This window comes from Pseudomonas sp. SWRI68 (assembly GCF_014269165.1).
GTDB classification, from domain to species: Bacteria; Pseudomonadota; Gammaproteobacteria; order Pseudomonadales; family Pseudomonadaceae; genus Aquipseudomonas; species Aquipseudomonas capeferrum.
On sequence record NZ_JABWRU010000013.1, the window covers coordinates 47,398 to 69,380 of the forward strand.

Here is a 21,983-nt window from a genome sequence, read left to right on the forward strand (position 1 = left end):
CAGATGAGCCAGGCCTATTTCATTGCCGGTACCGATACCGACGTCGGCAAGACCACCATTGCCGCCGGCCTGCTGCATGCGGCGCGGTTGCAAGGCATGAGCACCTTGGGGGCCAAGCCGGTGGCGTCCGGTTGCACGGTAACCCCAAAGGGCTTGCGCAACAGCGATGCGCAAGCGCTGATCGATGAAAGCTCGATCAAGTTGCCGTACGAACAGGTCAACCCGTTTGCCTTCGAGCCTGCGATCGCACCCCATGTCGCGGCCCGTGAGGCTGGCGTCACGCTGGGCGTGCCCGAGCTGCTGGCGGCGATGCGCAACGTGCTGCAGCAAAACGCCGACTTCACCTTGATTGAAGGCGCCGGTGGCTGGCGCGTGCCGTTGTCGGGCCAGGCCAACCTGTCTGACCTGGCCATCGCCCTGAAACTGCCGGTGATTCTGGTGGTGGGGGTACGCCTGGGCTGTATCAGCCATGCCTTGCTCAGCGCCGAAGCGATCGCCCGCGACGGGCTGCAATTGGCGGGCTGGGTGGCGAACATCATCGAACCGCGCACGTCGCGCCTGGAAGAGAACCTGGCCAGCCTCGCCGAGCGGTTGCCCGCGCCTTGCCTGGGGCGGGTGCCCAAGTTGAAGCAGGCGAGTGCCGACATGGTGGCGGAGCATTTACAGCTTGATTTGCTCGATTAACCGCCGCTGTCTATCGACTGGCACTGGGCCATTAACGATTTAAACGGGCCTTTTCTGCCGTCGCCTGCTTTAATTAGGCCTGTTCGTCATCCAGCGTCAATGGAGTCCTGACATGGAAATCACCGGTAGCTCCGCCTACTACGCGGGCCTGAGCGCAATCCAGACCGGCCAGAACCGCGTCGATCAAGCCGCCAGCCAGATTGCCAACACCAGCCAGATTGCCAACAACAGTGCCGAGCGCACTGCCACCAGCCAGTCCAGCGACTTTCAGGCAGAACGCCTGCGCGCGGTCGATCGCAGCCAGCAAATGGACATGGCGACCAGTACCGTGCAACTGGCACTGGGCAAGCATGAAGTCGAGCTTGGCGCAAAAGTCGTCAAGGCTTCCGACGAAATGCTCGGTCGGATCATCGACACCTACGCCTGATTTCTGGCATCCCCTGTAAAACACCTCCTTTCAACACTGTGGGAGCGGGTTTACCCGCGAATGCGTCCGATCAGACACCTTTATCGTCTGGGAGGCCCTGTTCGCGGGTAAACCCGCTCCCGCAGCCTGTGCATTTCAGGCACTGATCGTCGTGCAGTGGCCGAAACGTCATTTTTCGTGACGTAAATGGCACCATCGTCCCTTCTTGACATCCGCGCGTGCTAAACGTAAGTTTCAAACAACTGTTTGATCGAAAGCCGCCAAGAGCTTGTCGGTAGTACCGATCACCCCCGAACTCATCACAGAGGTTCACCGCAATGCCTGACTACAAAGCCCCCTTGCGTGATATCCGTTTCGTTCGCGACGAGCTGCTCGGCTACGAAGCGCATTATCAGAGCCTGCCGGGTTGCGAGGACGCCACGCCCGACATGGTCGACGCGATCCTTGAAGAAGGCGCGAAATTCTGTGAGCAGGTACTCGCCCCGCTGAACCGCGTTGGCGACCAGGAAGGCTGCACCTGGAGCGAGTCGGGCGTGAAGACGCCGACCGGCTTCAAAGCGGCTTACGAGCAGTTTGTCGAGGGTGGCTGGCCGAGCCTGGCGCATGACGTTGCCCACGGCGGCCAAGGCCTGCCGGAATCGCTGGGCCTGGCCCTGAGCGAGATGGTCGGTGAGTCGAACTGGTCGTGGGGCATGTACCCAGGCCTGTCCCATGGCGCCATGAACACCATTTCCGAGCACGGCACGCCTGAGCAGCAAGAGGTCTACCTGACCAAGCTGGTTTCCGGCGAGTGGACCGGCACCATGTGCCTGACCGAGCCGCACTGCGGCACTGACCTGGGCATGCTGCGTACCAAGGCCGAGCCTCAGGCTGACGGTTCGTACAAAGTGTCGGGCACCAAGATCTTCATTTCCGCTGGCGAGCACGACATGGCCGACAACATCGTCCATATCGTGCTGGCCCGCCTGCCCGATGCCCCGGCTGGTACCAAAGGCATCTCGCTGTTCATCGTGCCGAAGTTCATGCCCAACGCCGAAGGCGCTGCCGGCGAGCGTAACGCCGTGAGCTGTGGCTCGATCGAACACAAGATGGGCATCCACGGTAACGCCACCTGCGTGATGAACTTCGACGGCGCAACCGGCTACCTGATCGGCCCGGCCAACAAAGGCCTGAACTGCATGTTCACCTTCATGAACACCGCTCGCCTGGGCACCGCACTGCAAGGCCTGGCCCATGCCGAAGTGGCCTTCCAGGGCGGCCTGAAGTATGCCCGTGAGCGCCTGCAGATGCGCTCGCTGACCGGCCCTAAAGCCCCTGAAAAGGCGGCCGACCCGATCATCGTCCACCCAGACGTGCGCCGCATGCTGCTGACCATGAAAGCCTTCGCTGAAGGCAACCGCGCCATGGTCTACTTCACCGCCAAGCAGGTCGACATCGTCAAGTACAGCCAGGACGAAGAAGAGCGCAAGAAAGCTGACGCGCTGCTGGCTTTCATGACCCCGATCGCCAAGGCCTTCATGACCGAAGTCGGTTTCGAGGCCGCCAACCACGGCGTGCAGATCTACGGCGGCCATGGTTTCATCGCCGAGTGGGGCATGGAACAGAACGTGCGCGACAGCCGTATCTCCATGCTGTACGAAGGCACTACCGGCATCCAGGCCCTCGACCTGCTCGGCCGCAAGGTGCTGATGACCCAAGGTGAAGCGCTGAAGGGCTTTACCAAGATCGTGCACAAGTTCTGCCAGGCGCAAGAAGGCGTCGAGGCGGTCAAAGAGTTCGTCGAGCCGCTGGCGGCCATCAACAAGGAATGGGGCGAGCTGACCATGAAGGTCGGTATGGCCGCCATGAAAGATCGCGAAGAAGTGGGTGCCGCTTCGGTCGATTACCTGATGTATTCCGGTTATGCCTGCCTGGCCTACTTCTGGGCTGACATCGCCCGCCTGGCTGCCGAAAAGCTGGCTGCCGGTACTGAAGAAGTGGCGTTCTACACCGCCAAGCTGCAGACCGCGCGCTTCTACTTCCAGCGCATCCTGCCGCGTACCCGTACCCATGTGGCGGCGATGCTGTCGGGTGCAGGTAACCTGATGGCGATGGAAGAAGAGCACTTCGGTCTGTCTTACTGACCCATAAGCTGTAGAAAAAACCCGCCTGCCCTCACCGGCAGGCGGGTTTTTTCGTTTCGGGGCCAGGGCATTGCCAGCGGGTATTCAACTGTTCACGCGCGCTGCCGATGAAATAAGGGCACAATGCCACTATTGATCTGCCGGGTTGGAGATTACCCTTGTTTCGTCTTGATGCTGTACGCGTAAGCCACTTCCTGCCTTCGCTGTTTCTGTTGCTGGCAGGCCTTGCGGCGGCTTACGTAAGAGACCTCAGTGTCTTTTTCACGTCGCTGTTCAATGTGCTGCCCACCTTGGTCCTGCTATTGGGCGGTGCCTACTGCGCCGTTTATCGCCGCCAGCGCGAGCTGTTTCTGATGGTCACGGTGTACATCGCCTACTATCTGCTCGACACCCAGACCGACTTCTACCGCGACAACGGCCACGTGCGCGCGGATGCCGCGGTGATCTTCCATCTGGTGTGCCTGCTGCTACCAGCCCTGTTCGCGCTGTATGGCGCCTGGCAGGAGCGCACCCACCTGCTGCAGGACCTGGTCGCGCGCTTCGCGGTGCTGTTTGCCGTTGCCAGCGTCGCTGTGGCCCTCGAGCAAAGCTACCCCGATACGCTGCTGACGTGGCTGGCGGAGATCCGCTGGCCGTCCTTGCATGGCCAGTGGATGAGCCTGATCCAGATGGCCTACCCGTTGTTCCTCGCGGTGTTCATCCTGCTGGTGGTGCAGTACCTGCGCGAGCCCAGGCCCTTGCACGCGGCGCAGGTGATTGGCCTGATCGGCGTCTTCTGGATGCTGCCGCAAACGTTCATCCTGCCCTTCACCCTGAACATCATGTGCAGCCAGGTGATGTTGATGATCGCCGCTGCCGTCGCGCACGAGGCTTATCAGATGGCTTTTCGCGATGAGCTTACCGGCCTGCCGGGGCGCCGCGCCTTGAACGAGCGCATGCAACGGCTGGGGCGCAACTATGTGATCGCCATGACCGACGTCGACCACTTCAAGAGATTCAACGATACCCACGGCCACGATGTCGGCGACCAGGTGCTACGGCTGGTGGCCAGCCGGTTGTCCAAGATCACCGGCGGCGGTCGGGCCTATCGCTATGGCGGCGAGGAATTTGCACTGGTCTTCGCGGGCAAGACGGCAGAAGAATGTGTGCCGCACGTGCAAGCCGTGCGCGAGATGATTGCCAACTACGCCATGCAACTGCGTGACCCGAACAGCCGCCCGCAGGACGATTCGGCAGGGCGACAGCGCCGCGGTGGCAGCGGCGCCGGTACGGTTTCGGTAACCATCAGCATCGGCGTTGCCGAGCGCCAGGCCGATCACCGCAACCCGGAGGCCGTGCTCAAGTCTGCCGATCAGGCGCTGTATAGCGCCAAAGAGGCGGGGCGCAATTGTGTCATGGTGCATGGGCAACAATCGCAACGTGGAGCGGTGCGAATGGCATGACCAGATTAGACCATGCGGTCAACTGATGACCCTATGTCTCGTAAAAGTTGTTCGGTTACACTGCCAGCAACCCAGTGTCGCGGTTCTCCGAGACCGCCCCGACCCTACTAGCGAGAGGTTGTCATGGCCGACTATAAAGCGCCCCTGCGCGACATGCGCTTCGTTCTGAATGAAGTCTTCAACGTGGCCGAGCAATGGGCACAGTTGCCCGCGCTGGCCGACGTGGTCGATGCCGAAACCGCCCTGGCTGTGCTGGAGGAGGCCGGCAAGGTCACCGCGCGGACCATCGCCCCGCTCAGCCGCGCCGCCGATGAAGAGGGCTGCCGCTGGGACAACGGTGCGGTGAGCACGCCCGCTGGCTTCATCGACGCTTACAACACTTATGCCGAAGGCGGCTGGGTGGGTGTGGGCGGTGACCCGCTGTTCGGCGGCATGGGTATGCCCAAGGTCATCTCGGCCCAGGTCGAGGAAATGGTCAACGCGTCGAGCCTGGCCTTCGGCCTGTACCCGATGCTGACTGCCGGCGCCTGCCTGTCGATCAATGCGCACGCCAGTGAAGCACTCAAGGCAGCCTACCTGCCCAACATGTACGCTGGCGTCTGGGCGGGCTCCATGTGCCTGACCGAGCCCCATGCCGGTACCGACCTCGGCATCATCCGCACCAAGGCGGAGCCCCAGGCCGATGGCAGCTACAAGGTCAGTGGCACCAAGATCTTCATCACCGGTGGCGAGCATGACCTGACCGAGAACATCATCCACCTGGTGCTGGCCAAGTTGCCGGATGCCCCGGCCGGGCCCAAAGGTATTTCGTTGTTCCTGGTGCCCAAGTTTCTGGTCAACCCGGACGGCAGCCTGGGCGCACGCAACCCCGCCACCTGTGGCTCGATCGAACACAAGATGGGTATCCAGGCATCAGCCACCTGCGTGATGAACTTCGACGAAGCGGTCGGTTACATTGTCGGTGAGCCGAACAAGGGTTTGGCGGCCATGTTCACCATGATGAACTATGAGCGCCTGGGCGTAGGCATCCAAGGCCTGGCATCGGCCGAACGTTCCTACCAGAACGCCGTGGAGTATGCCCGTGACCGCCTGCAGAGCCGCGCCCCGACCGGCCCGCAAGCCAAGGACAAGGCCGCAGACCCGATCATCGTCCACCCGGACGTACGGCGCATGCTGTTGACCATGAAGGCCTTGATCGAAGGCGGACGCGCCTTCTCCAGCTACGTGGCGATGCAGCTCGACAGTGCCAAGTACAGCGAAGACCCGACCACCCGCAAGCGCAGTGAAGAACTGGTGGCGCTGTTGACCCCGGTTGCCAAGGCCTTCCTCACCGATCTTGGCCTTGAGTGCACCGTGCATGGCCAGCAGGTGTTCGGCGGGCATGGCTACATCAGGGAGTGGGGGCAGGAGCAATTGGTACGTGATGTGCGGATTACGCAGATCTACGAAGGCACCAACGGCATCCAGGCCCTCGACCTGATGGGGCGCAAGGTGGTGGCCAGTGGGGGGGCGTACTACAAGCTGTTCTCCGACGAGATACGCCGGTTTGTCGCCGGTGCCGACAGTGAACTGGATGAGTTTGCCAAACCCTTGGGTGCTTACCTTGACCAGCTGGACGGGCTGACCGAGTGGGTACTGGAGCAGGCCAAGGGTAACCCCAATGAAATTGGCGCCGCTTCGGTCGAGTACCTGCAGGCGTTTGGTTACGTCGCCTATGGCTACATGTGGGCGTTGATGGCGCGGGCGGCCAAGGCTGGCGAGGGGGATGAAGCCTTCTACTCCGGCAAACTGGGGACGGCGCGGTTCTACTTTGCGCGTCTGTTGCCGCGGGTGCAGTCATTGGTGGCCTCGGTCAAGGCGGGGAGCGAGGCGCTGTATCTGCTGGAGGCTGAGCAGTTCTGATCGGTTGATGCTGGGGGTGCGAAGCGCCCCCCAATCTCCGGTATGACTGGCAATGAATCCTCTTTGTAAGCTTTTTCCTACACAACGTGGTGACTTTTCACCACTGTTCTCAGATTGGATCCACAGGTAATCTTTACCACATGGACGTTGCGCAGGAAGCGCAAAGGACAGATCAAGGAAGACGACGAAGGACTTCCTGCCAGGATGGCGGGGCGATACGGATGTCACAGGGAAACAGTCTGGGAAACCCCGCTTCGGCGGGGTTTTCTTTGTGCGCGTGTTTTGCAGCCGAGCACATCCTTTCAGCCGAGCACATCCAGTGGCGAGCCTCCCAGGTGGCGCGCGTCTGTCTCTTCTTCCAGCAATGTACGCAGCAGCTCGACCGACGCCTGCTGGCGCTGTGCATCGCGGAACACCAGCCCAACCTTGAGCGGCACCCGCGGCTCGCTCAATGGCTTCCACAGCAGGCCCTGGTCATCCTCGGCCGCGTCCTTGGCCCGGCCAGGCAGGATGGTGGCCAGCGCCGTGTGCGCCAGGCTGTCGAGAATCCCGGCCATGTTGTTCATTTCTGCCTGCACCTGCGGCCGACGCCCCTGGCTGGCCAACTGCGCCTGCCAGATCTGGCGAATCTGAAACTCCTCGCCCAGCATCAGCATGGGTAGCTCGGCTGCCTGACGGATCGACACCTTCTTGAAATCCTTCAATGGGTGGGTATCGGGGATGACAAGCTGCAGTTCATCTTCGTACAGCAGCAGGCCATGCAGCCCAGGTTGGCGCGGCGGCAGGTAGCTGATGCCGATGTCCAGGCTGCCATTGAGCAAACGCCGTTCGATTTCCAGCCCCGACAGCTCGTAGATCTGCACCACAAGGTGCGGCTGTGCCTTGCGCAAGCGTTCGAGCAGCTGCGGCACCAGGCTTGGCCGCACGGTCTGCAGCACGCCGATGGCCAAGGTGCGCAGGGACTGGCCCTTGAAGTTGCGCATGGCCTCATGGGCCCGTTGCAAGCCATCGAGCAACGGCAGGGCATGGTTGTACAGCGTGTGTGCGGCCAAGGTCGGCAGCAGGCGCTTGTTGCTGCGCTCGAACAGGTTCAGGTCGAGGCTGTGTTCCAGTTGGCGTATCTGTTGGGAAAGCGCTGGCTGGGACAGTGACAGACGCTCGGCGGCGCGGCCTACGTGGCCTTCTTCGTACACCGCGACGAAATAACGCAGTTGGCGGAAATCCATAAGTAACACTTATCGAAAATGCTGGAAAAACGAAATGGTCGAAAACCGTTGCGAAGCCTAGTCTATCGCCGTATTCCAGAGGGTTACAGCGGTCATTGAGCTGATTGTTACCCCAGATGAAAAACACTTTTGATAGGCAAGGCTAAATATCAAGTGCCGGCATTCAGACCGCACATAGCCGCCCTTTACCGTGATTGGTTGGAGCCCTGATGAACCTGTTCAACCTGCGCCGGTCGGCAGCCGCCGCTGTCGCCGAGCCCAAGCGTGCGCCGGTGACCGTGGCGGATGCGCCGCAGTTGTCCCGCGAGTGCCTGATGCCGAGCACCGAACGCGCGCCGCAGATGTTCGTGCGTGGTCAGGGTTCGTGGTTGTGGGACAGCGAAGGGCATGCCTACCTGGATTTCACCCAGGGTGGTGCGGTAAACAGCCTTGGCCACAGCCCCAGCGTGCTGGTCAAGGCACTGGGTAACCAGGCCCAGGCACTGATCAACCCAGGTTCCGGTTATCACAGCCGCGCGCTGCTGGCACTGGTCGAACGCCTGTGCCAGAGCACCGGCAGCGACCAGGCCTACTTGCTCAACAGCGGCGCCGAAGCCTGCGAAGGGGCGATCAAGCTGGCGCGCAAATGGGGCCAGCTACACCGTAACGGCGCCTATCACATCATCACTGCCAACCAGGCTTGCCATGGCCGCAGCCTGGGCGCGTTGTCGGCCTCCGACCCACTGCCGTGCAATCGTTGCGAACCGGGCCTGCCGGGTTTCAGCAAGGTGCCGTTCAATGACCTGGCGGCGCTGCATGCAGCAGTGGATTCGCGCACCGTCGCGATCATGCTCGAACCGATCCAGGGCGAGGCAGGTGTTATTCCGGCCACGCAGGCGTACCTGAAGGGTGTCGAAACACTGTGCCGCGAGCTGGGCATCCTGTTGATCCTCGATGAGGTGCAGACCGGCATCGGCCGTTGTGGCGCCCTGCTCGCCGAGCAGAGCTACGGCGTGCGGGCCGACATCATCACCCTGGGCAAGGGCCTGGGTGGTGGTGTGCCGCTGGCGGCCTTGCTGGCGCGCGGTAGCGCTTGCTGCGCCGAGCCGGGTGAGCTGGAAGGCAGCCACCATGGCAACGCGCTGATGAGCGCTGCGGGCCTGGCAGTGCTCGATACCGTGCTGGAGCCTGGCTTCTTCGAGCATGTACAGGACAGCGGTCGCCACCTGCGCGATGGCCTTTGCCGCTTGGCGGGGCGATATGGCCAGGGCGAGGCGCGCGGCCAAGGCCTGCTGTGGGCCTTGCAACTGCAGGAGCGCGTCGCTCAGGACTTGGTCAAGGCTGCCCTGCATGAAGGCCTGCTGCTCAATGCCCCGCAGGCCGATGTGGTGCGCTTCTCGCCCGCGCTGACCGTGAGCAAGGGCAACATCGACGAAATGCTCCTGCGCCTGGCCCGCGCCTTTGCTCGTCTGCATGCACAGCAGCAGGCCCGCCGGGAAATGCCGGCATAACCGAATTCAACGAACCGTCTGGCGTTTCTGCGCATCGCCCTTGGCCTGTTTCATTTGGCCAGGGGCGTTTTTTTTTGCCCGGTATTGCAGGGGTGTGGAACCTCTGCGAAGCGCGGCTAGTCTTTGTTGAGACCCTTCAGGAGAGACTCGCATGGACTTCATTCGTATCATCATCGCCATCCTGCTGCCGCCACTTGGGGTGTTTCTGCAGGTGGGCTTCGGCGGGGCATTCTGGCTGAATATTCTGCTGACCCTGCTGGGGTACATTCCGGGGATCGTGCATGCGGTGTATATCATTGCCAAGCGATGAGCGCATTGGGGCCGCGTTGCGGCCCTTTTCGCGACGAAAGGCCAGATTCAGTGAGGGACCTGGCCTAACACCCGGCAATAGAACGTCCACTCCTCTTCCAGCGCATGCGCCAGGTTCTCTGCCTGGCGGAACCCGTGTCGCTCCCCCGCATAAAAGTGCCCTTCGGCTTCTATGCCATTTGCCTTCAGTGCATCGAGCATCAGGCGCGTCTGCTCCGGCACCACCACAGCATCCAGTTCACCCTGGAAGAAAATCACCGGCACCTTGATCTGCGCGGCATGCAGCAGTGGCGTGCGTGCGTGATAGCGCTCGGCATCTTGCAGTGGGTCGCCGATCAACCAGTCCAGGTAATCCCCTTCGAACTTGTGCGTGGCGCGGCTCAGGGCAATAGGGTCACTGACCCCGTAGAGGCTGGCCCCCGCTCGGAACACGTCGTGGAACGCCAGGGCGCACAGCGTGGTGTAACCGCCCGCGCTGCCACCGCGGATGAAGGCCTTGTGCGGGTCGATCAGCCCCAGCCCGGCCAGGTGCGCGACCGCTGCGCAAGCATCCTCGACATCCCGCTCGCCCCAGTGCAGGTGCAGGGCCTGGCGATAGTCCCGGCCATAGCCGGTACTGCCCCGGTAATTCAGGTCGGCGACGGCGAAGCCGCGCTGGGTCCAGTACTGGATGCGGGGGTCGAGCGCCGGGTAGCAGGCCGACGTCGGCCCGCCATGGATAAACACCACCAAGGGTGCGGGCGCCTTGGCGTGCATGGCCGGGTAGAAGAAGCCATGGGCGAGGCCGTTGCCACTGGTGTAGCGAATGGACTGCGGCATGCTGATGGCTTCGGCGGGCAGTACCTCGGCACCCCCTGCCAGCACGCGTACCTCGTGATTGCTGCGGTCGATGGCAATGACTGCCGCCGGGCTGACGGGGGATGCGGCGATGGCATAGAGGTGCCCGTCATCTATGGCCAGGCTGCGAAAGCGCGTGTAGGCACTGGCGAAACGTTCTACCGGTTGCTCGGCGGTGCGCAGCCCCAACTGCCCAAAACCGCCCTCGAACCAACTGGCCACATAGCTTTGCGGCCCCAGGGCCAGCCAACTGCTGGCGCCAAGTTGCCAGGGCGCCGAGGCATGGTCGGCGGGTTCGGCGGGCAGGGCCTGCCAGTGCCCGTTGACTTCCCCCCAGGGCTGCCAGAAACCGTCGCGATCAGACAGGCAATACAAGCGGCCCTGCGCGTCGAAACGCGGTTGTTGCAGAGACTCGTCCTGGCCTGCCACGCAACACGCTGGCCCCCATGCGCCGCTGCTGTCGCGTTGGCGAAGTAGCAGGCGCGTGTGTGTCCAGGGTTGTGCCGGGCGGTCCCATTCGACCCACGCCAGGCGCTGCCCATCACTGCTCACGGTGGGTGATGCGTAGAAGTCGGCGCCTTCAGCCAGCACCTCGCGCGAGCCTTCGCGCAGGGCAATCAGGCGATGCTCAACGGTTTGCCCATGGCGCTCTTCGACCGCCAGCACTTGGCCGTCGTGCCAGTGCACATCGCCGTAGCGGCACTGCTGGTCGTCGGTAAGCCGCTTGGGTACGGCGCCGTCCAGCGTCTGTGTATAGAGCTGCTGATCGTTCTCGTTGACGAAGACCAGCCCTTCACCGCCGAGGCAAAAGCTGCCCCCGCCATATTCGTAAACCCGGCTGCGCACGCTGAAACCATCCGGCGTCAGGCACTGGGCCTGGTGTTGATGCCAGTGCCAGATTCGGCAGGCACCGTCGGCCGGGCGAAACTCGTTCCAGAACAACCCGGTGGGGCCGACCTTGAGCTCGGCGAAGTCGGTACCAGCGGCGACGGCCTGGGCTGCGCTGAATTCAGCCGCGGGCGATGACACGGGAGTTTCGATCATTGCGGAAGGTCATCTCTTCAATGGCGAGTTGGGCGGTTTCTGCCTCCTCGCGGGCCTTGAGGATGATGCCGTGATCCGCCGATTTTGCGCACACCGGGTCGGCGTTGCTGGCATCGCCGGTGAGCATGAAGGCCTGGCAACGGCAGCCGCCGAAGTCCTTTTCCTTCTCGTCGCAGGAGCGGCAGGGCTCAGGCATCCATTGGTAACCGCGAAAGCGGTTGAAACCGAACGAGTCGTACCAGATGTGGTGCAGGTCGTGGTCACGCACGTTGGGGAACTGCACCGGCAGTTGGCGGGCGCCGTGGCAGGGCAGGGCGGTGCCGTCCGGGGTGATGGTGAGGAACAGGTTGCCCCAGCCATTCATGCAGGCCTTGGGGCGTTCTTCGTAGTAGTCAGGGGTGACGAAGATCAGCTTGCACGGGTTGCCTTCGGCCTTGAGCTTGTCACGGTATTCATTGGTGATGCGTTCGGCCCGCTGCAGCTGTGCGCGAGTCGGCAGCAGGCCCAGGCGGTTGAGGTGCGCCCAGCCATAGAACTGGCAAGTGGCAAGCTCGACGAAGTCGGCCTCGAGCGCGATGCACAGCTCGATGATGCGGTCGATCTTGTCGATGTTGTGCCGATGGGTAACGAAGTTGAGCACCATCGGGTAGCCGTGGGCTTTTACGGCACGGGCCATCTCCAGCTTCTGCGCGAAGGCCTTCTTCGAGCCGGCCAGCAGGTTGTTGACCTGCTCGTCGCTGGCCTGGAAGCTGATCTGGATGTGGTCCAGGCCGGCGGTCTTGAACTCGGCGATGCGCGCTTCGGTGAGGCCAATGCCCGAGGTGATCAGGTTGGTGTAGTAGCCCAGCCGGCGCGCCTCGCCGATCAGCGCGGCGAGGTCCTGGCGCACCAGCGGTTCGCCACCGGAAAAACCGATCTGCGCGGCGCCCATTTCGCGCGCCTCGGCCATCACCTTGAACCACTGCGCGGTGCTCAGCTCCTGGCCCTGGGCTGCGAAGTCCAGCGGGTTGGAGCAGTACGGGCATTGCAGCGGGCAGCGGTAGGTCAGCTCGGCCAGCAACCACAGCGGCAGGCCGACCTCGGGCGTGGCCGGCAGGTCAGGCGAGGACGATCCAGTGTTCGCCACGGGCCACCTCCATGAACTGCTCGATGTCGTCGGCCACTTCCGGGACATCCGGGAACTGCTGGGCCAGTACGGCAATGATCGCCGCGACGTCGCGTTGGCCGTCGATCAGGCCGCCGATCAGCGCGGCGCTGTCGTTGAGCTTGATCATGCCCTCGGGGTACAGCAGCACATGGCCTTTCTGGGCCGGCTCGTATTGGAAGCGGTAGCCGGGGCGCCAGTTCGGCACCTGCTTGCGATCGAAACTCATAGGGCGATCCCCTTGTGCCAGACCCGTTCCTGGGTGACCGAATGATAAGGCGGGCGGTTCAGCTCGTAGGCCATGCTCATGGCATCGAGCATGCTCCAGAGGATATCCAGCTTGAACTGCAGGATCTCCAGCATACGCTCCTGGCCCGCGCGGGTGGTGTAGTGCTGCAAGGTAATCGCCAGCCCGTGCTCGACATCACGCCGGGCCTGGCCCAGGCGGGTGCGGAAGTATTCGTAGCCGGCCGGGTCGATCCAGGGGTAGTGCTGTGGCCAGCTGTCCAGGCGCGACTGGTGGATCTGCGGGGCGAACAGCTCGGTCAGCGAGCTGCTGGCCGCCTCTTGCCAGCTGGCGCGGCGGGCAAAGTTGACGTAGGCGTCTACGGCAAAGCGCACGCCGGGCAGCACAAGCTCCTGGGAGCGCAGTTGCTCAGGGTCCAGGCCAACGGCCTGGCCAAGGCGCAGCCAGGCTTCGATACCCCCGTCTTCGCCAGGGGCGCCATCGTGGTCGAGCAGGCGCTGGATCCACTCGCGGCGCACTTCGCGGTCCGGGCAGTTGGCCAGGATCGCGGCATCCTTCATCGGGATGTTGACCTGGTAGTAGAAGCGGTTGGCTACCCAGCCCTGTATTTGCTCACGGGTGGCGCGGCCCTGGTACATCGCCACGTGATAGGGGTGATGAATGTGGTAGTAGGCGCCTTTGGCGCGCAGGGCCTGCTCGAACTCGGCAGGGGACATCGGCAATGGGTCGCTCATCAGGCCTCCTTACAACGTGATGCTCATGCCATCGAAGGCGACTTCTACGCCCCGACGCTGGACCTCGGCCCGTTCAGGCGAGTCTTCATCGAGAATCGGGTTGGTGTTGTTGATGTGGATAAGTACCTTGCGCTGGCGCGGGAAGCCATCGAGCACTTCGAGCATGCCGCCTGGCCCGTTCTGCGCCAGGTGGCCCATCTCGCGGCCGGTGCGGGTGCCGACGCCACGGCGCTGCATTTCATCGTCTTCCCACAAGGTGCCGTCGACCAGCAGGCAGTCGGCACCGTGCATCATCGCCAGCAGCTTGTCGTCGACCTGGCCAAGGCCTGGGGCGTAGAACAGCTTGCCGCCGGTGCGGGTGTCTTCGACCAGCAGGCCCAGGTTGTCGCCCGGGTGAGGGTCGAAGCGGTGCGGTGAATAGGGCGGCGCGGCGCTGCGCAGGGGGAAGGGGGTGAACCGGAGGTTGGGGCAGGCGTCGATGACGAAGCTGCCTTCCAGCTCGATGCGGTTCCACTGCAGGCCGCCGTTCCAGTGGCTGAGCATGTTGAACAGTGGGAAGCCGGTGGTCAGGTCCTGGTGGACCATGTCGGTGCACCAGACCTGATGCGGGCAGCCTTCGCGCAGGCTGAGCAGGCCGGTGGTGTGGTCGATCTGGCTGTCGAGCAAGACGATGGCATTGATGCCGGTATCGCGCAGGGCGCGGGCCGGTTGCATCGGCGCAAAGGCCTGAAGCTGGGCGCGGATATCGGGCGAGGCGTTGCACAGGACCCAGTGCTCGCCGTCGTCGGACAGCGCGATGGACGACTGGGTGCGCGCCGTGGCACGCAGGCTGCCGTCGCGATAGCCCTTGCAGTTGACGCAGTTGCAGTTCCACTGGGGGAAGCCGCCGCCGGCGGCGGAACCGAGAATCTGGATGTACATGGCCACTCTCTACCGGAAAACCGTATCCGAAAAACACAAACGCCCCGGCGGGCCGAGGCGTCGAACCGTAAGCAGAGCTTAGCGGTTGGCGAAGTACATGGTGACTTCGAAGCCGATACGCAGATCAGTGTATGCAGGTTTGGTCCACATGGGATGACTCCTTCCGAACGGGTTGGGTTGGTCAGCTACTTGTTGGGTACCGCCGGGCGCCGGAGGTTCCCTTGACTGAGATTGCGCTATCTTACAAGAAAAATTTGTACTGAAAGGTTAATTATTGGAAAAGCGCCCTTGCAGTTCACGTAACAATACTCCTTTGCTCTTCACCAAGCCGGGCCTGGTGCGGCCGCATTGGCCAGGCAGAGCCAAGGGGCGCGGTGGGCAAGAAGGCTGCCTAGCAGCACGTCCAGATCGGCCTGTTGCGTCATCAGGATAGACCGGTGCAGGTCATTCAGCCTGTCGGATTGTATCGCCATGTGTGCCTGCCATACCCATTCGGCCACCTCGGCATTGGCCATGGCCGACTCGACGAACTGCTCGGCCAAGGCTTGCCGGGCGGTGCAGTCCAGTGTCACGCCCTGGCTTAGCAACGCATGCAGGTGGGCGAGTATTTCGGCATGGCTGGCATGGGGCGACTGCACGCCGAACAGCAGGCCATTGCAGCCTTCTATCTGACGGAAGGCGCTGAAAACGGCGTAGCCCAATTGCAGCTCCACCCGTAGGCGTTGGTACACCGGCCCTTGCAACAACTGGGCGAGCAGGCGGCCGCTGGCTTGCTGGTTGGCCGCCACCGGGCAGAACAGCAGCAGGGCGTTTTCGCTGCCGGCGAGCGCAGTGTCAACCCAGCGACGGCCCTGCCAAATGGGCAGTGGCGTCGCTGTGGCGCCCTGGCCTGGGCAGGCGCCCAGCACGGCGCCAAGGGCGGCCAATTCATCAACGCCCAGCGCCAGGCCGTGCCAGCGGGCAGTTGCCCATACCTGGTCAAGCAGTGGCTGGTCGAGTGTGCAAGGCGGCAACGGCTCGGCATTGCTGCCAAGAATGGCGTCAGGCAGTTGCTTGAGCAGGGCTCTGATCGGGATCTGCGCGGGTTCTGGGTTCGGCTGCCCTTGCCAGCTATCGTGTGAGGGCGCGTTCAGCAAGGCGAGGGCTTCATCGACGGCGCGGAGCACCGCTGAGGGTTGGCCGGCGCAACGTAGCTGCCAATACTCGCCAGCTTCGCTGAACTGCAGTTGCAACGCCGCCTGTTCGGCGCGTTCCTGCAAGGGACGCAAGGCCTGGCCCAGGATGGGAAACAGCGCACGTCGAAGAGGTGAAGGCAGGTGCCAGCGCAGGTACAGCGCCGCGTACTCGCGTGTCGGTGGCAGCGCGTCGCTGATGGCCAATGCCACGGGTAACGGTGCCTTTGCGGCGAGCGGCTCGGCCGTCAGCAGAGGGTCGGCGGCGGGTATCTGCCATTGACCAAGGCTGGCGTAAGGGAGGCTGGCAAGCAGCGCCTCCAGTGCGCGTAAAGCTTGCTTGTCGAGTGCTGAGAAAGGCTGGTCTGCGCTGTCCCGTCGTGCCAGTTCAAGCGGGCTGGCGGCCCGCTCGCGGCTGCGTTGCAGTTGGCCGAACTGGGCATTGAGGTGCTGCAGGTTGCTCTGGCGAATAAAGCCGAACCAGCCGTGCAGCAATGCGATAGCTTCGTCGACAGAGGCGTCGGTACCGAGCTGCAAGTCGATGTGCCAGAGCATCTGCCCGGCGAAAGCATACAGCGGTTCGGCTTTGACTCCCCGCAGCCAGCCGCGCTGGCGAAGCGCGTTCAGCCATCCGCCCGGGCGGCTGTCGCCTAGCAGGTCGATCAGTAAGCCAAGCGCGCGTTCGCCACCTTCGGGCAGGCCTTCATGGGCGAAGATGAACGGCTGATCGGCCGCCAGCAGCGGCGGCGGCATTGCTTGCTCGACACGCCCACCGGCCGGGAACAGGCTGCCAAATTGCCGGCCCAGACGCTCCAGTGCATCCAAGGGTTGTGGGCCGCACAGGCTCAGGGTGACCTGCCCGCCCTGGTAGAAGCGTTGGTGAAACACCCCGAGAGCCCGTTGGAACGCGGGGTCCTGCAGGGCAAGGGTAAACCGGTTGCCGGCATGAAAGCCGCTTAATGGATGCTGCGGCGAAACCGACTGCAGCAAGGCGAACTGCTGTTGTGCCTGCGGGTTACGTGACCAGGCGATGAACTCGGCGTGAATCACCTCACGCTCTTGGCGCTGGCGCTCGATGCCAAGGTCGGGCTCGACCAGCATCTGGCACAGGCGCTCCAGCCCTCCGGCCAGCGCCGCCGGTGGGACTTCGAAGAAGAAGTCGGTGGTGCGCTCACGGGTGCTGGCGTTGACCTGGCCGCCGAGGGACTGGACGTAGCGCATCAGCCCATGCTGCTGCGCGAATGTACGGGTGCCGAGAAAGAACAGGTGTTCAAGGAAGTGGGCCAGCCCAGGCCATTGCGCCGGGGCATCGTGGCTACCCGCGTGCACCCGCAACGCGGCCGCCGCGCGCTTGAGGCGCGGGGCATGGCGCAGGGTCAGCTGCAGGCCGTTGGCGAGGGTGAGGTGGCGCGTAGCGTCAGGCATGAGGGGTTCCGGTCAGCCTTTACTCAGATGCAGCTCCTGGCGCAAATCGGTCAGGTAGGGAAATGCCTTGCGCCCCTCTATCACGCGCTCATGTGCAAGCTCCGCCAGCAACTGGCATTCATCCCGCCCGGCCATGGCCAGCAGGCTGCCATCCGGGCCGATGATGCTGCTCTGCCCGCAATACTGGATTTCATCCTCGGCCCCGCAGTAGTTCGCATACACCAGGTAGCACTGGTTCTCCTGTGCGCGTGCCCGTACCGTCACCTGGCAGATGAAATCGTAGGGCGTCATGTTTGCCGTCGGCACCAGGATCAGTTCCGCGCCCGCCAGCGCCAGGCGCCGGGCGTTCTCCGGGAACTCGATGTCATAGCAGATCAGCATGCCGACTTTCCAGCCATCCAGTTCCACAACCGGGAAGTGATCGGGGCCTGCGCTGAACATCGACCGGTCAAGCTCCCCGAACAGATGCGTCTTGCGGTAGTTGCACAGGCTGCGACCCTGGGCATCGATCAGTTGCACGCTGTTATAGATCGCGCCGTCATCGCCCCGCTCCGGGTAGCCATAGACGATCGCGATGCGATGGGCCTGGGCGATTTCCACCACATCCATGGCCGCTAGGCCATCACTGGCCTCGGCCAGGCGTTCGACCTGGGCCAGGCCGATGTTGTAGCCGGTCAGGAACATCTCCGGGCACACCAGCAGTTGAGCGCCGCGCTCAGCCGCCAGTTGGGCCTGGTGCTGCAGCCGTTGCAGGTTGCCTGGCACGTCCAGTGGGTTGGGTGCGCCTTGGAACAGAGCGATGCGCATGGCGCCTCCTTGTTTCAGTCGGCCAGCGCGATAGGGCCGATTTCATCGAACACATCGCCTGGGCCTGGGTTGTCCGGGTGGGTCTGGCCACCGAAGTGGTTCATGATACCCCACACGGCATTGAGCGAAGTCTGCACCGCGCCTTCTACCCAGGCCGGCGTCCACGACACGTCGTCACCGGCGATGAACATGCCGCGTTGTTCGGCGGGCATGTCCTGCTGCATGAAGTGCGCGTACATGCGCTGGTTGTAGCGGTAATGGCCCGGCAGCGCGCCCTTGAAGGCGCCGAGGAAGTGCGGGTCGGCCTCCCAGGAAATGGTGATCGGGTCGCCGATGATGTGCCCGGCGATATCGGTCTTCGGGTAGATTTTCTTCAAGGCGTCGAGGGCCAGTTGCACGCGCTTTTCGACCGGGTGCGGGAGCATTTTCAGCGCATCGCTCATCCACGCGTAGGACAGGCAGATCACCCCGGGTTTGTCGTCGCCGTTATCGAACAGATAGGTCCCCCGGGTGAGGCGGTCGGTGAGGGTCATGCTCATCAGGTCGCGGCCGGTTTGCGGGTCTTTGTCCTTCCAGAACGGGCGGTCGACCATGACGAAGGTTTTCGACGATTGCATGTAGCGGGTGCGGTCCAGGGCCATCCACATCTTCTGCGAGAACAGCGATTCTTCGCAGTCGATCTGGGTGGTCAGCAGCCAGGTCTGGCAGGTGGCGAGCACGGCGGCGTAATGGCGGGTATCACCCCAGTTGTCGGTGACCGCAAGCCGGCCATCGGCGGCACGGGCGATGCGTTTGACCCCGGTGCGTGGCGCACCCCCGTGTAACGAGCTGAGGCTGGTGCCTTCAGGCCAGTGGGCGCAGCGCTCTGGCGCATGCCGCCAGATACCTTGCGGCACCTGCTCCACGCCGCCCACCACCAGGTGCTGGTGATCGTCGCAGTTGGTCATCACCACGCGAAAGATTTCCAGCATCGAATTGGGGAAGTCCGAGTCCCAGCCACCGGTGCCGAAGCCGACCTGGCCGAACACCTCCCGGTGCTGGAAGCTCAGCTTGGCGAATGAGCGCGAAGTGGCGACGAAGTCGTAGAAGGTGCGGTCGTCCCACAGGGGCACCAGCGTGTTCCACAGTTCTTTGAGGCGCGGTACGTCACGGTCGCGGATCGCCTGCTGGATGTCGGCAAATTGAGCGCCGCTCTCCAGCGCGTCGGCCCAGGCGTTGGCCACTTCATGGAACAGCTCAGGCAGGTCGGCGACTTTCTCGGCGTAGTAGGTCTGGCCTTCCAGGTCGATCACCGTGCTGCCGGAGGCCGGCGTCAGCGGGTTGGGGAAGGGTTTGGTCTCCAGGCCCAGCTTGTCCACATAGTGGTAGAAGGCCGTTGAAGAAACCGGAAAGCGCATGCCGCCGAGCTCGGCGATGATTCCGTCGGTGCCGTTGAAGGCTTGCGAGCGCAACCGGCCACCGAGCTTCGAGGCCTCATAGACCACCGGTTTGAGGCCCAGCTTCATCAGCTCGTAGGCCGCCACCAGGCCGGCGATACCGGCACCCACGATCGCCACTTCTTCGCCATGCCGCTGGGCAGGAATGCTGCCCAGGCCAGCCGGGTGTTCCAGCCAGTCATCGAAGGCGAAGGGGAAGTCCGGGCCGAAGATGGTGATGGGTTTTTTGCCGTCGGCGGGGTGGCGGTTCTTGTTGTTCATGAAGTGACCTTGCCAGAGGGGCTGCGCGGAGGGCGGAGCCTGAGTATAGGAGATGCCTGGGGGTCATTTTAGGGAGCGGGGTGTTCGTAATTAAGGTGCAGAGTGTTGGAGGAATGTAGTGGTTTTAGTCGAAATGTATCCAATTAAAGTCATTATGACGAATCAGGCCAGCGTGGCGGGAGAATCCACGGTTTAGGAGGCATACTCGCCAGTCAGTAAGCCTGATCGCCAGCCACTTCAGAGCGGCTGCCCGCGGTCGACCTTGCTGCTCAAGATGATCGACGTAGTGGTTTTTTCCACCCCGTCGACACTGCCGATCTGGTCGAGCATCTGGTCCAGTTGTTCTGGCGAATCGGTCCGCAGCCAGGCCACATAATCGAATTCGCCACTCACCGCGCACAATTGCTGCACCTGCCCCATGGCACTCAAGCGCCGCACCACTTCCTTGCCGGAGCGGGGCTGCACCTTGATCCCGACATACGCCTGCAAACCACCCCCGATCACGTGCTGGCCAAGGCGCACGCCGTAGCCTGAGATCACCTTGTTCTTCTCCAGCCGCTCCAGGCGCGAGTTGACCGTGGTGCGCGCAATACCGAGCAGGCGGGCGAGGGTGGCAACGCTTTCGCGGGCATTGATCTGCAGCAGGGCGATCAGCTGGCGATCGATTTCATCCAGCGTGATGGGGCGGGCATCCGACATGGCAAGTCTCTACAGTGGGCCCGCTAGCCTAGCCAGCCAGTGGCCGCCAGGGCAAGGCTGCGTCGCTGGCTTTCTTTCGGCATCATGGCAGGCCGTACGCAGTGGAGCCATGCCATGAACCTCGCAAACCTGCTCGAATGCTGGCGACTGGAAGTCTCCAACAAGAAAAAGCCCGGGCGCCGTATCAGCCTGCTGTTCAACGTGCTGCGCCGTGCCCGCAAGGACAACAAGCTGCGCTTTCTCTTCGCCTTCCGCCTGGCCCAGTATCTGGATGCACGAGGCGGCCTGGCCCGGCGGCACGCCAAGCGCATGCAGCAGCGGCTTAATCTGAAGTATGCCGTGGACATCGACATCGGCGCACAGATCGCGCCCGGGCTGCGCATCGCCCACCTGCCTGGCGTGGTGATTACCCGTCACGTGAGCATCGGGCGCAATTTCTTCATTCGGCAGAATTGCTCGATCGGCATCAAGACCCTTGGGCTGCAGGCGTATGCGCTGCGCATTGGCGATAACGTCAGCTTGGGCGCCAACAGCTGCATTGTTGCCGACCGGATCAGCATTGGCGATAACGTGGTGATTGGGGCCATGTCGCTGGTGATGCGCGATATTCCGGCTGACACCACGTTCTACAACCCCCGCCAAGCAGAAATGCGCGGAACCACCCTGTAATCCTTGGTCGTTGATCTTCAGCAAACTTGCCGGCCGGTTGATCTGCGTGGACGGAATGGTGGCCGATTGATATCTTCCGCCGCCCCGCTCACTGCGATTTAACCTCACGTCATGCAAGGATTCGCGCTATGAACAAGATGACAGTCAGCCCCTGGTTGATGGTCTCACCGGATGGGCCGCTGACCTATGCTCGTGGCGGTCAGTTGGTGCATTTGCGCCAAGGTGGACTGGACGGTGCGTGTGGCCCATACAGTGTGGTGATGGCCCTGATTACCCTGGGCGTCATGGGTTATGGCGAAGCCAGGAACATGTATCTCTGGCATGGCAACAGCCGCGAAGGGCGTTTTCGTTCCGAAATACGTAGTTTGGGCGCACTGGTTTCAGAGGGCACCGACCACAAGGACATGCTGAGGCTGGTCGAGTGCTTCAGTGGTGTGGGGGTGGGCGCTGAGTACGTTACCGGCAGTAAAAAAGACATTGTTCAACAGGTCCAGGATTCAATCGACTGCATGTCTGCCCCGATTATCGGGGTGCGCTGGCCTGGTGGCAGTGGCCACTGGATGATGGTGGTCGGTTATCAGGGTTATGAAAACGAGGGTGATTTCCAGATCACTCACTTGTTATGCCTGGACCCCGGCAGCGAAACACCTCGCACAAGTTTGTGGAACGCGGTTATTGAAGTGTTCAACGAAGATGGCAGTTCTGTGGCAAGCGGCCCGCTCCCCTCCATTCATTGGGGGTATGACGGTAAACAGGAAAGCTGCCGTATCGAAGATGCAATCTTGATCTGCAAAGCCTGACCAAGTTGAAATGACAAAGCCGCGCGATGGCGCGGCTTTGTCATTGTTACAGGTTCGTATAAAAGCTGTTGCAGACGCGTTGGTTTATCCTGGCGATAGTCGGACTTATCCTTTAAGCAACGTCAAACCTCGGTATTCAGGTTGCTGACGTTGAATAATTGTTCGTTTTACAAGGTTTCGTGCC

20 protein-coding genes are annotated in these 21,983 nt (G+C 62.6%); 9 read left to right on the forward strand and 11 right to left on the reverse strand.

Annotated elements, in window-relative coordinates; translation table 11 throughout:
• The first annotated feature begins 3 nt into the window (after positions 1–3).
• From bioD to HU770_RS18450, 5 genes are all read left to right on the forward strand, one after another.
• Complete coding sequence (gene bioD / locus HU770_RS18430) at positions 4–684, forward strand: dethiobiotin synthase (protein ID WP_033703090.1); 681 nt, start codon at positions 4–6, stop codon at positions 682–684.
• Positions 685–796: 112 nt separating this feature from the next.
• On the forward strand, positions 797–1,111 hold the full coding sequence (locus tag HU770_RS18435; RefSeq protein ID WP_033703088.1) for a hypothetical protein: 315 nt from the start codon (positions 797–799) through the stop codon (positions 1,109–1,111).
• 317 nt (positions 1,112–1,428) lie between these two features.
• Entirely contained in the window at positions 1,429–3,234 is a 1,806-nt protein-coding gene (locus tag HU770_RS18440; protein ID WP_033703087.1) for a phenylacyl-CoA dehydrogenase, read from the forward strand.
• Positions 3,235–3,392: 158 nt separating this feature from the next.
• Positions 3,393–4,676 (forward strand): GGDEF domain-containing protein, encoded by a 1,284-nt coding sequence (locus tag HU770_RS18445; protein WP_186658634.1) that lies wholly within the window; start codon positions 3,393–3,395, stop codon positions 4,674–4,676.
• Positions 4,677–4,799: 123 nt separating this feature from the next.
• Complete coding sequence (locus HU770_RS18450) at positions 4,800–6,578, forward strand: acyl-CoA dehydrogenase C-terminal domain-containing protein (RefSeq protein ID WP_033703084.1); 1,779 nt, start codon at positions 4,800–4,802, stop codon at positions 6,576–6,578.
• 302 nt (positions 6,579–6,880) lie between these two features.
• On the opposite strand, the gene HU770_RS18455 is transcribed toward HU770_RS18450, so the two are convergent.
• The gene (locus HU770_RS18455) at positions 6,881–7,804 is read right to left on the reverse strand and encodes a LysR family transcriptional regulator (RefSeq protein WP_033703083.1); all 924 of its coding nucleotides are present in this window, start codon (positions 7,802–7,804) and stop codon (positions 6,881–6,883) included.
• Positions 7,805–8,013: 209 nt separating this feature from the next.
• Between HU770_RS18455 and HU770_RS18460 the strand changes: the two genes are divergently transcribed.
• Positions 8,014–9,294 carry an aminotransferase class III-fold pyridoxal phosphate-dependent enzyme gene (locus HU770_RS18460; RefSeq protein ID WP_186664772.1) on the forward strand — a complete coding sequence of 427 codons (1,281 nt, stop codon included), beginning with the start codon at positions 8,014–8,016 and terminating at the stop codon, positions 9,292–9,294.
• 151 nt (positions 9,295–9,445) lie between these two features.
• A complete protein-coding gene (locus tag HU770_RS18465; protein ID WP_003177654.1) occupies positions 9,446–9,604 on the forward strand; it encodes a YqaE/Pmp3 family membrane protein in 159 nt (52 codons plus the stop codon).
• A gap of 47 nt (positions 9,605–9,651) precedes the next feature.
• Here HU770_RS18465 and HU770_RS18470 read toward each other — a convergent pair whose 3' ends face one another.
• From HU770_RS18470 to HU770_RS18515, 10 genes are all read right to left on the reverse strand, one after another.
• On the reverse strand, positions 9,652–11,484 hold the full coding sequence (locus tag HU770_RS18470; protein ID WP_186664775.1) for a S9 family peptidase: 1,833 nt from the start codon (positions 11,482–11,484) through the stop codon (positions 9,652–9,654).
• Positions 11,450–12,580 carry a pyrroloquinoline quinone biosynthesis protein PqqE gene (gene pqqE, locus HU770_RS18475; RefSeq protein ID WP_077068780.1) on the reverse strand — a complete coding sequence of 377 codons (1,131 nt, stop codon included), beginning with the start codon at positions 12,578–12,580 and terminating at the stop codon, positions 11,450–11,452. The genes HU770_RS18470 and pqqE overlap by 35 nt, the downstream gene beginning before the upstream one ends.
• Position 12,581: 1 nt before the next feature.
• The gene (gene pqqD / locus HU770_RS18480; RefSeq protein WP_033703078.1) at positions 12,582–12,857 is read right to left on the reverse strand and encodes a pyrroloquinoline quinone biosynthesis peptide chaperone PqqD; all 276 of its coding nucleotides are present in this window, start codon (positions 12,855–12,857) and stop codon (positions 12,582–12,584) included.
• Positions 12,854–13,609, reverse strand: coding sequence for a pyrroloquinoline-quinone synthase PqqC (pqqC, locus tag HU770_RS18485; RefSeq protein ID WP_047583697.1), 756 nt, complete (start codon positions 13,607–13,609; stop codon positions 12,854–12,856). The genes pqqD and pqqC overlap by 4 nt, the downstream gene beginning before the upstream one ends.
• 9 nt (positions 13,610–13,618) lie before the next feature.
• Positions 13,619–14,530 (reverse strand): pyrroloquinoline quinone biosynthesis protein PqqB, encoded by a 912-nt coding sequence (gene pqqB / locus HU770_RS18490; RefSeq protein WP_186658671.1) that lies wholly within the window; start codon positions 14,528–14,530, stop codon positions 13,619–13,621.
• Between the two features lie 78 nt (positions 14,531–14,608).
• Positions 14,609–14,680 (reverse strand): pyrroloquinoline quinone precursor peptide PqqA, encoded by a 72-nt coding sequence (pqqA, locus tag HU770_RS18495; protein WP_003243383.1) that lies wholly within the window; start codon positions 14,678–14,680, stop codon positions 14,609–14,611.
• 170 nt (positions 14,681–14,850) lie between these two features.
• Positions 14,851–17,127: a pyrroloquinoline quinone biosynthesis protein PqqF gene (gene pqqF / locus HU770_RS18500; protein WP_186664778.1), complete on the reverse strand. Its 2,277-nt coding sequence runs from the start codon at positions 17,125–17,127 to the stop codon at positions 14,851–14,853.
• A 12-nt stretch (positions 17,128–17,139) separates the two neighbouring features.
• Entirely contained in the window at positions 17,140–17,934 is a 795-nt protein-coding gene (locus HU770_RS18505; RefSeq protein WP_186658681.1) for a carbon-nitrogen hydrolase family protein, read from the reverse strand.
• A 14-nt stretch (positions 17,935–17,948) separates the two neighbouring features.
• Complete coding sequence (locus tag HU770_RS18510; protein WP_047583699.1) at positions 17,949–19,631, reverse strand: NAD(P)/FAD-dependent oxidoreductase; 1,683 nt, start codon at positions 19,629–19,631, stop codon at positions 17,949–17,951.
• Positions 19,632–19,868: 237 nt separating this feature from the next.
• Positions 19,869–20,330, reverse strand: a complete 462-nt coding sequence (locus HU770_RS18515; protein ID WP_033703070.1) for an Lrp/AsnC family transcriptional regulator — start codon at positions 20,328–20,330, stop codon at positions 19,869–19,871.
• Positions 20,331–20,444: 114 nt separating this feature from the next.
• Between HU770_RS18515 and HU770_RS18520 the strand changes: the two genes are divergently transcribed.
• Both HU770_RS18520 and HU770_RS18525 read left to right on the forward strand, forming a co-directional pair.
• Positions 20,445–20,999 (forward strand): serine acetyltransferase, encoded by a 555-nt coding sequence (locus tag HU770_RS18520; RefSeq protein WP_186658684.1) that lies wholly within the window; start codon positions 20,445–20,447, stop codon positions 20,997–20,999.
• 128 nt (positions 21,000–21,127) lie between these two features.
• Entirely contained in the window at positions 21,128–21,799 is a 672-nt protein-coding gene (locus tag HU770_RS18525; RefSeq protein ID WP_033703068.1) for a hypothetical protein, read from the forward strand.
• Positions 21,800–21,983 lie beyond the last annotated feature (184 nt).

What these genes read in the sequence shown, in the direction of transcription:
- bioD (WP_033703090.1), top strand. Translation starts at nt 4, where the DNA reads ATGAGCCAGGCCTATTTCATTGCCGGTACCGATACCGACGTCGGCAAG.
- HU770_RS18435 (WP_033703088.1), top strand. Translation starts at nt 797, where the DNA reads ATGGAAATCACCGGTAGCTCCGCCTACTACGCGGGCCTGAGCGCAATC.
- HU770_RS18440 (WP_033703087.1), top strand. Translation starts at nt 1,429, where the DNA reads ATGCCTGACTACAAAGCCCCCTTGCGTGATATCCGTTTCGTTCGCGAC.
- HU770_RS18450 (WP_033703084.1), top strand. Translation starts at nt 4,800, where the DNA reads ATGGCCGACTATAAAGCGCCCCTGCGCGACATGCGCTTCGTTCTGAAT.
- HU770_RS18455 (WP_033703083.1), bottom strand. Translation starts at nt 7,804, where the DNA reads ATGGATTTCCGCCAACTGCGTTATTTCGTCGCGGTGTACGAAGAAGGC.
- HU770_RS18460 (WP_186664772.1), top strand. Translation starts at nt 8,014, where the DNA reads ATGAACCTGTTCAACCTGCGCCGGTCGGCAGCCGCCGCTGTCGCCGAG.
- HU770_RS18465 (WP_003177654.1), top strand. Translation starts at nt 9,446, where the DNA reads ATGGACTTCATTCGTATCATCATCGCCATCCTGCTGCCGCCACTTGGG.
- HU770_RS18470 (WP_186664775.1), bottom strand. Translation starts at nt 11,484, where the DNA reads ATGATCGAAACTCCCGTGTCATCGCCCGCGGCTGAATTCAGCGCAGCC.
- pqqD (WP_033703078.1), bottom strand. Translation starts at nt 12,857, where the DNA reads ATGAGTTTCGATCGCAAGCAGGTGCCGAACTGGCGCCCCGGCTACCGC.
- pqqC (WP_047583697.1), bottom strand. Translation starts at nt 13,609, where the DNA reads ATGAGCGACCCATTGCCGATGTCCCCTGCCGAGTTCGAGCAGGCCCTG.
- pqqB (WP_186658671.1), bottom strand. Translation starts at nt 14,530, where the DNA reads ATGTACATCCAGATTCTCGGTTCCGCCGCCGGCGGCGGCTTCCCCCAG.
- pqqF (WP_186664778.1), bottom strand. Translation starts at nt 17,127, where the DNA reads ATGCCTGACGCTACGCGCCACCTCACCCTCGCCAACGGCCTGCAGCTG.
- HU770_RS18505 (WP_186658681.1), bottom strand. Translation starts at nt 17,934, where the DNA reads ATGCGCATCGCTCTGTTCCAAGGCGCACCCAACCCACTGGACGTGCCA.
- HU770_RS18510 (WP_047583699.1), bottom strand. Translation starts at nt 19,631, where the DNA reads ATGAACAACAAGAACCGCCACCCCGCCGACGGCAAAAAACCCATCACC.
- HU770_RS18515 (WP_033703070.1), bottom strand. Translation starts at nt 20,330, where the DNA reads ATGTCGGATGCCCGCCCCATCACGCTGGATGAAATCGATCGCCAGCTG.
- HU770_RS18520 (WP_186658684.1), top strand. Translation starts at nt 20,445, where the DNA reads ATGAACCTCGCAAACCTGCTCGAATGCTGGCGACTGGAAGTCTCCAAC.
- HU770_RS18525 (WP_033703068.1), top strand. Translation starts at nt 21,128, where the DNA reads ATGAACAAGATGACAGTCAGCCCCTGGTTGATGGTCTCACCGGATGGG.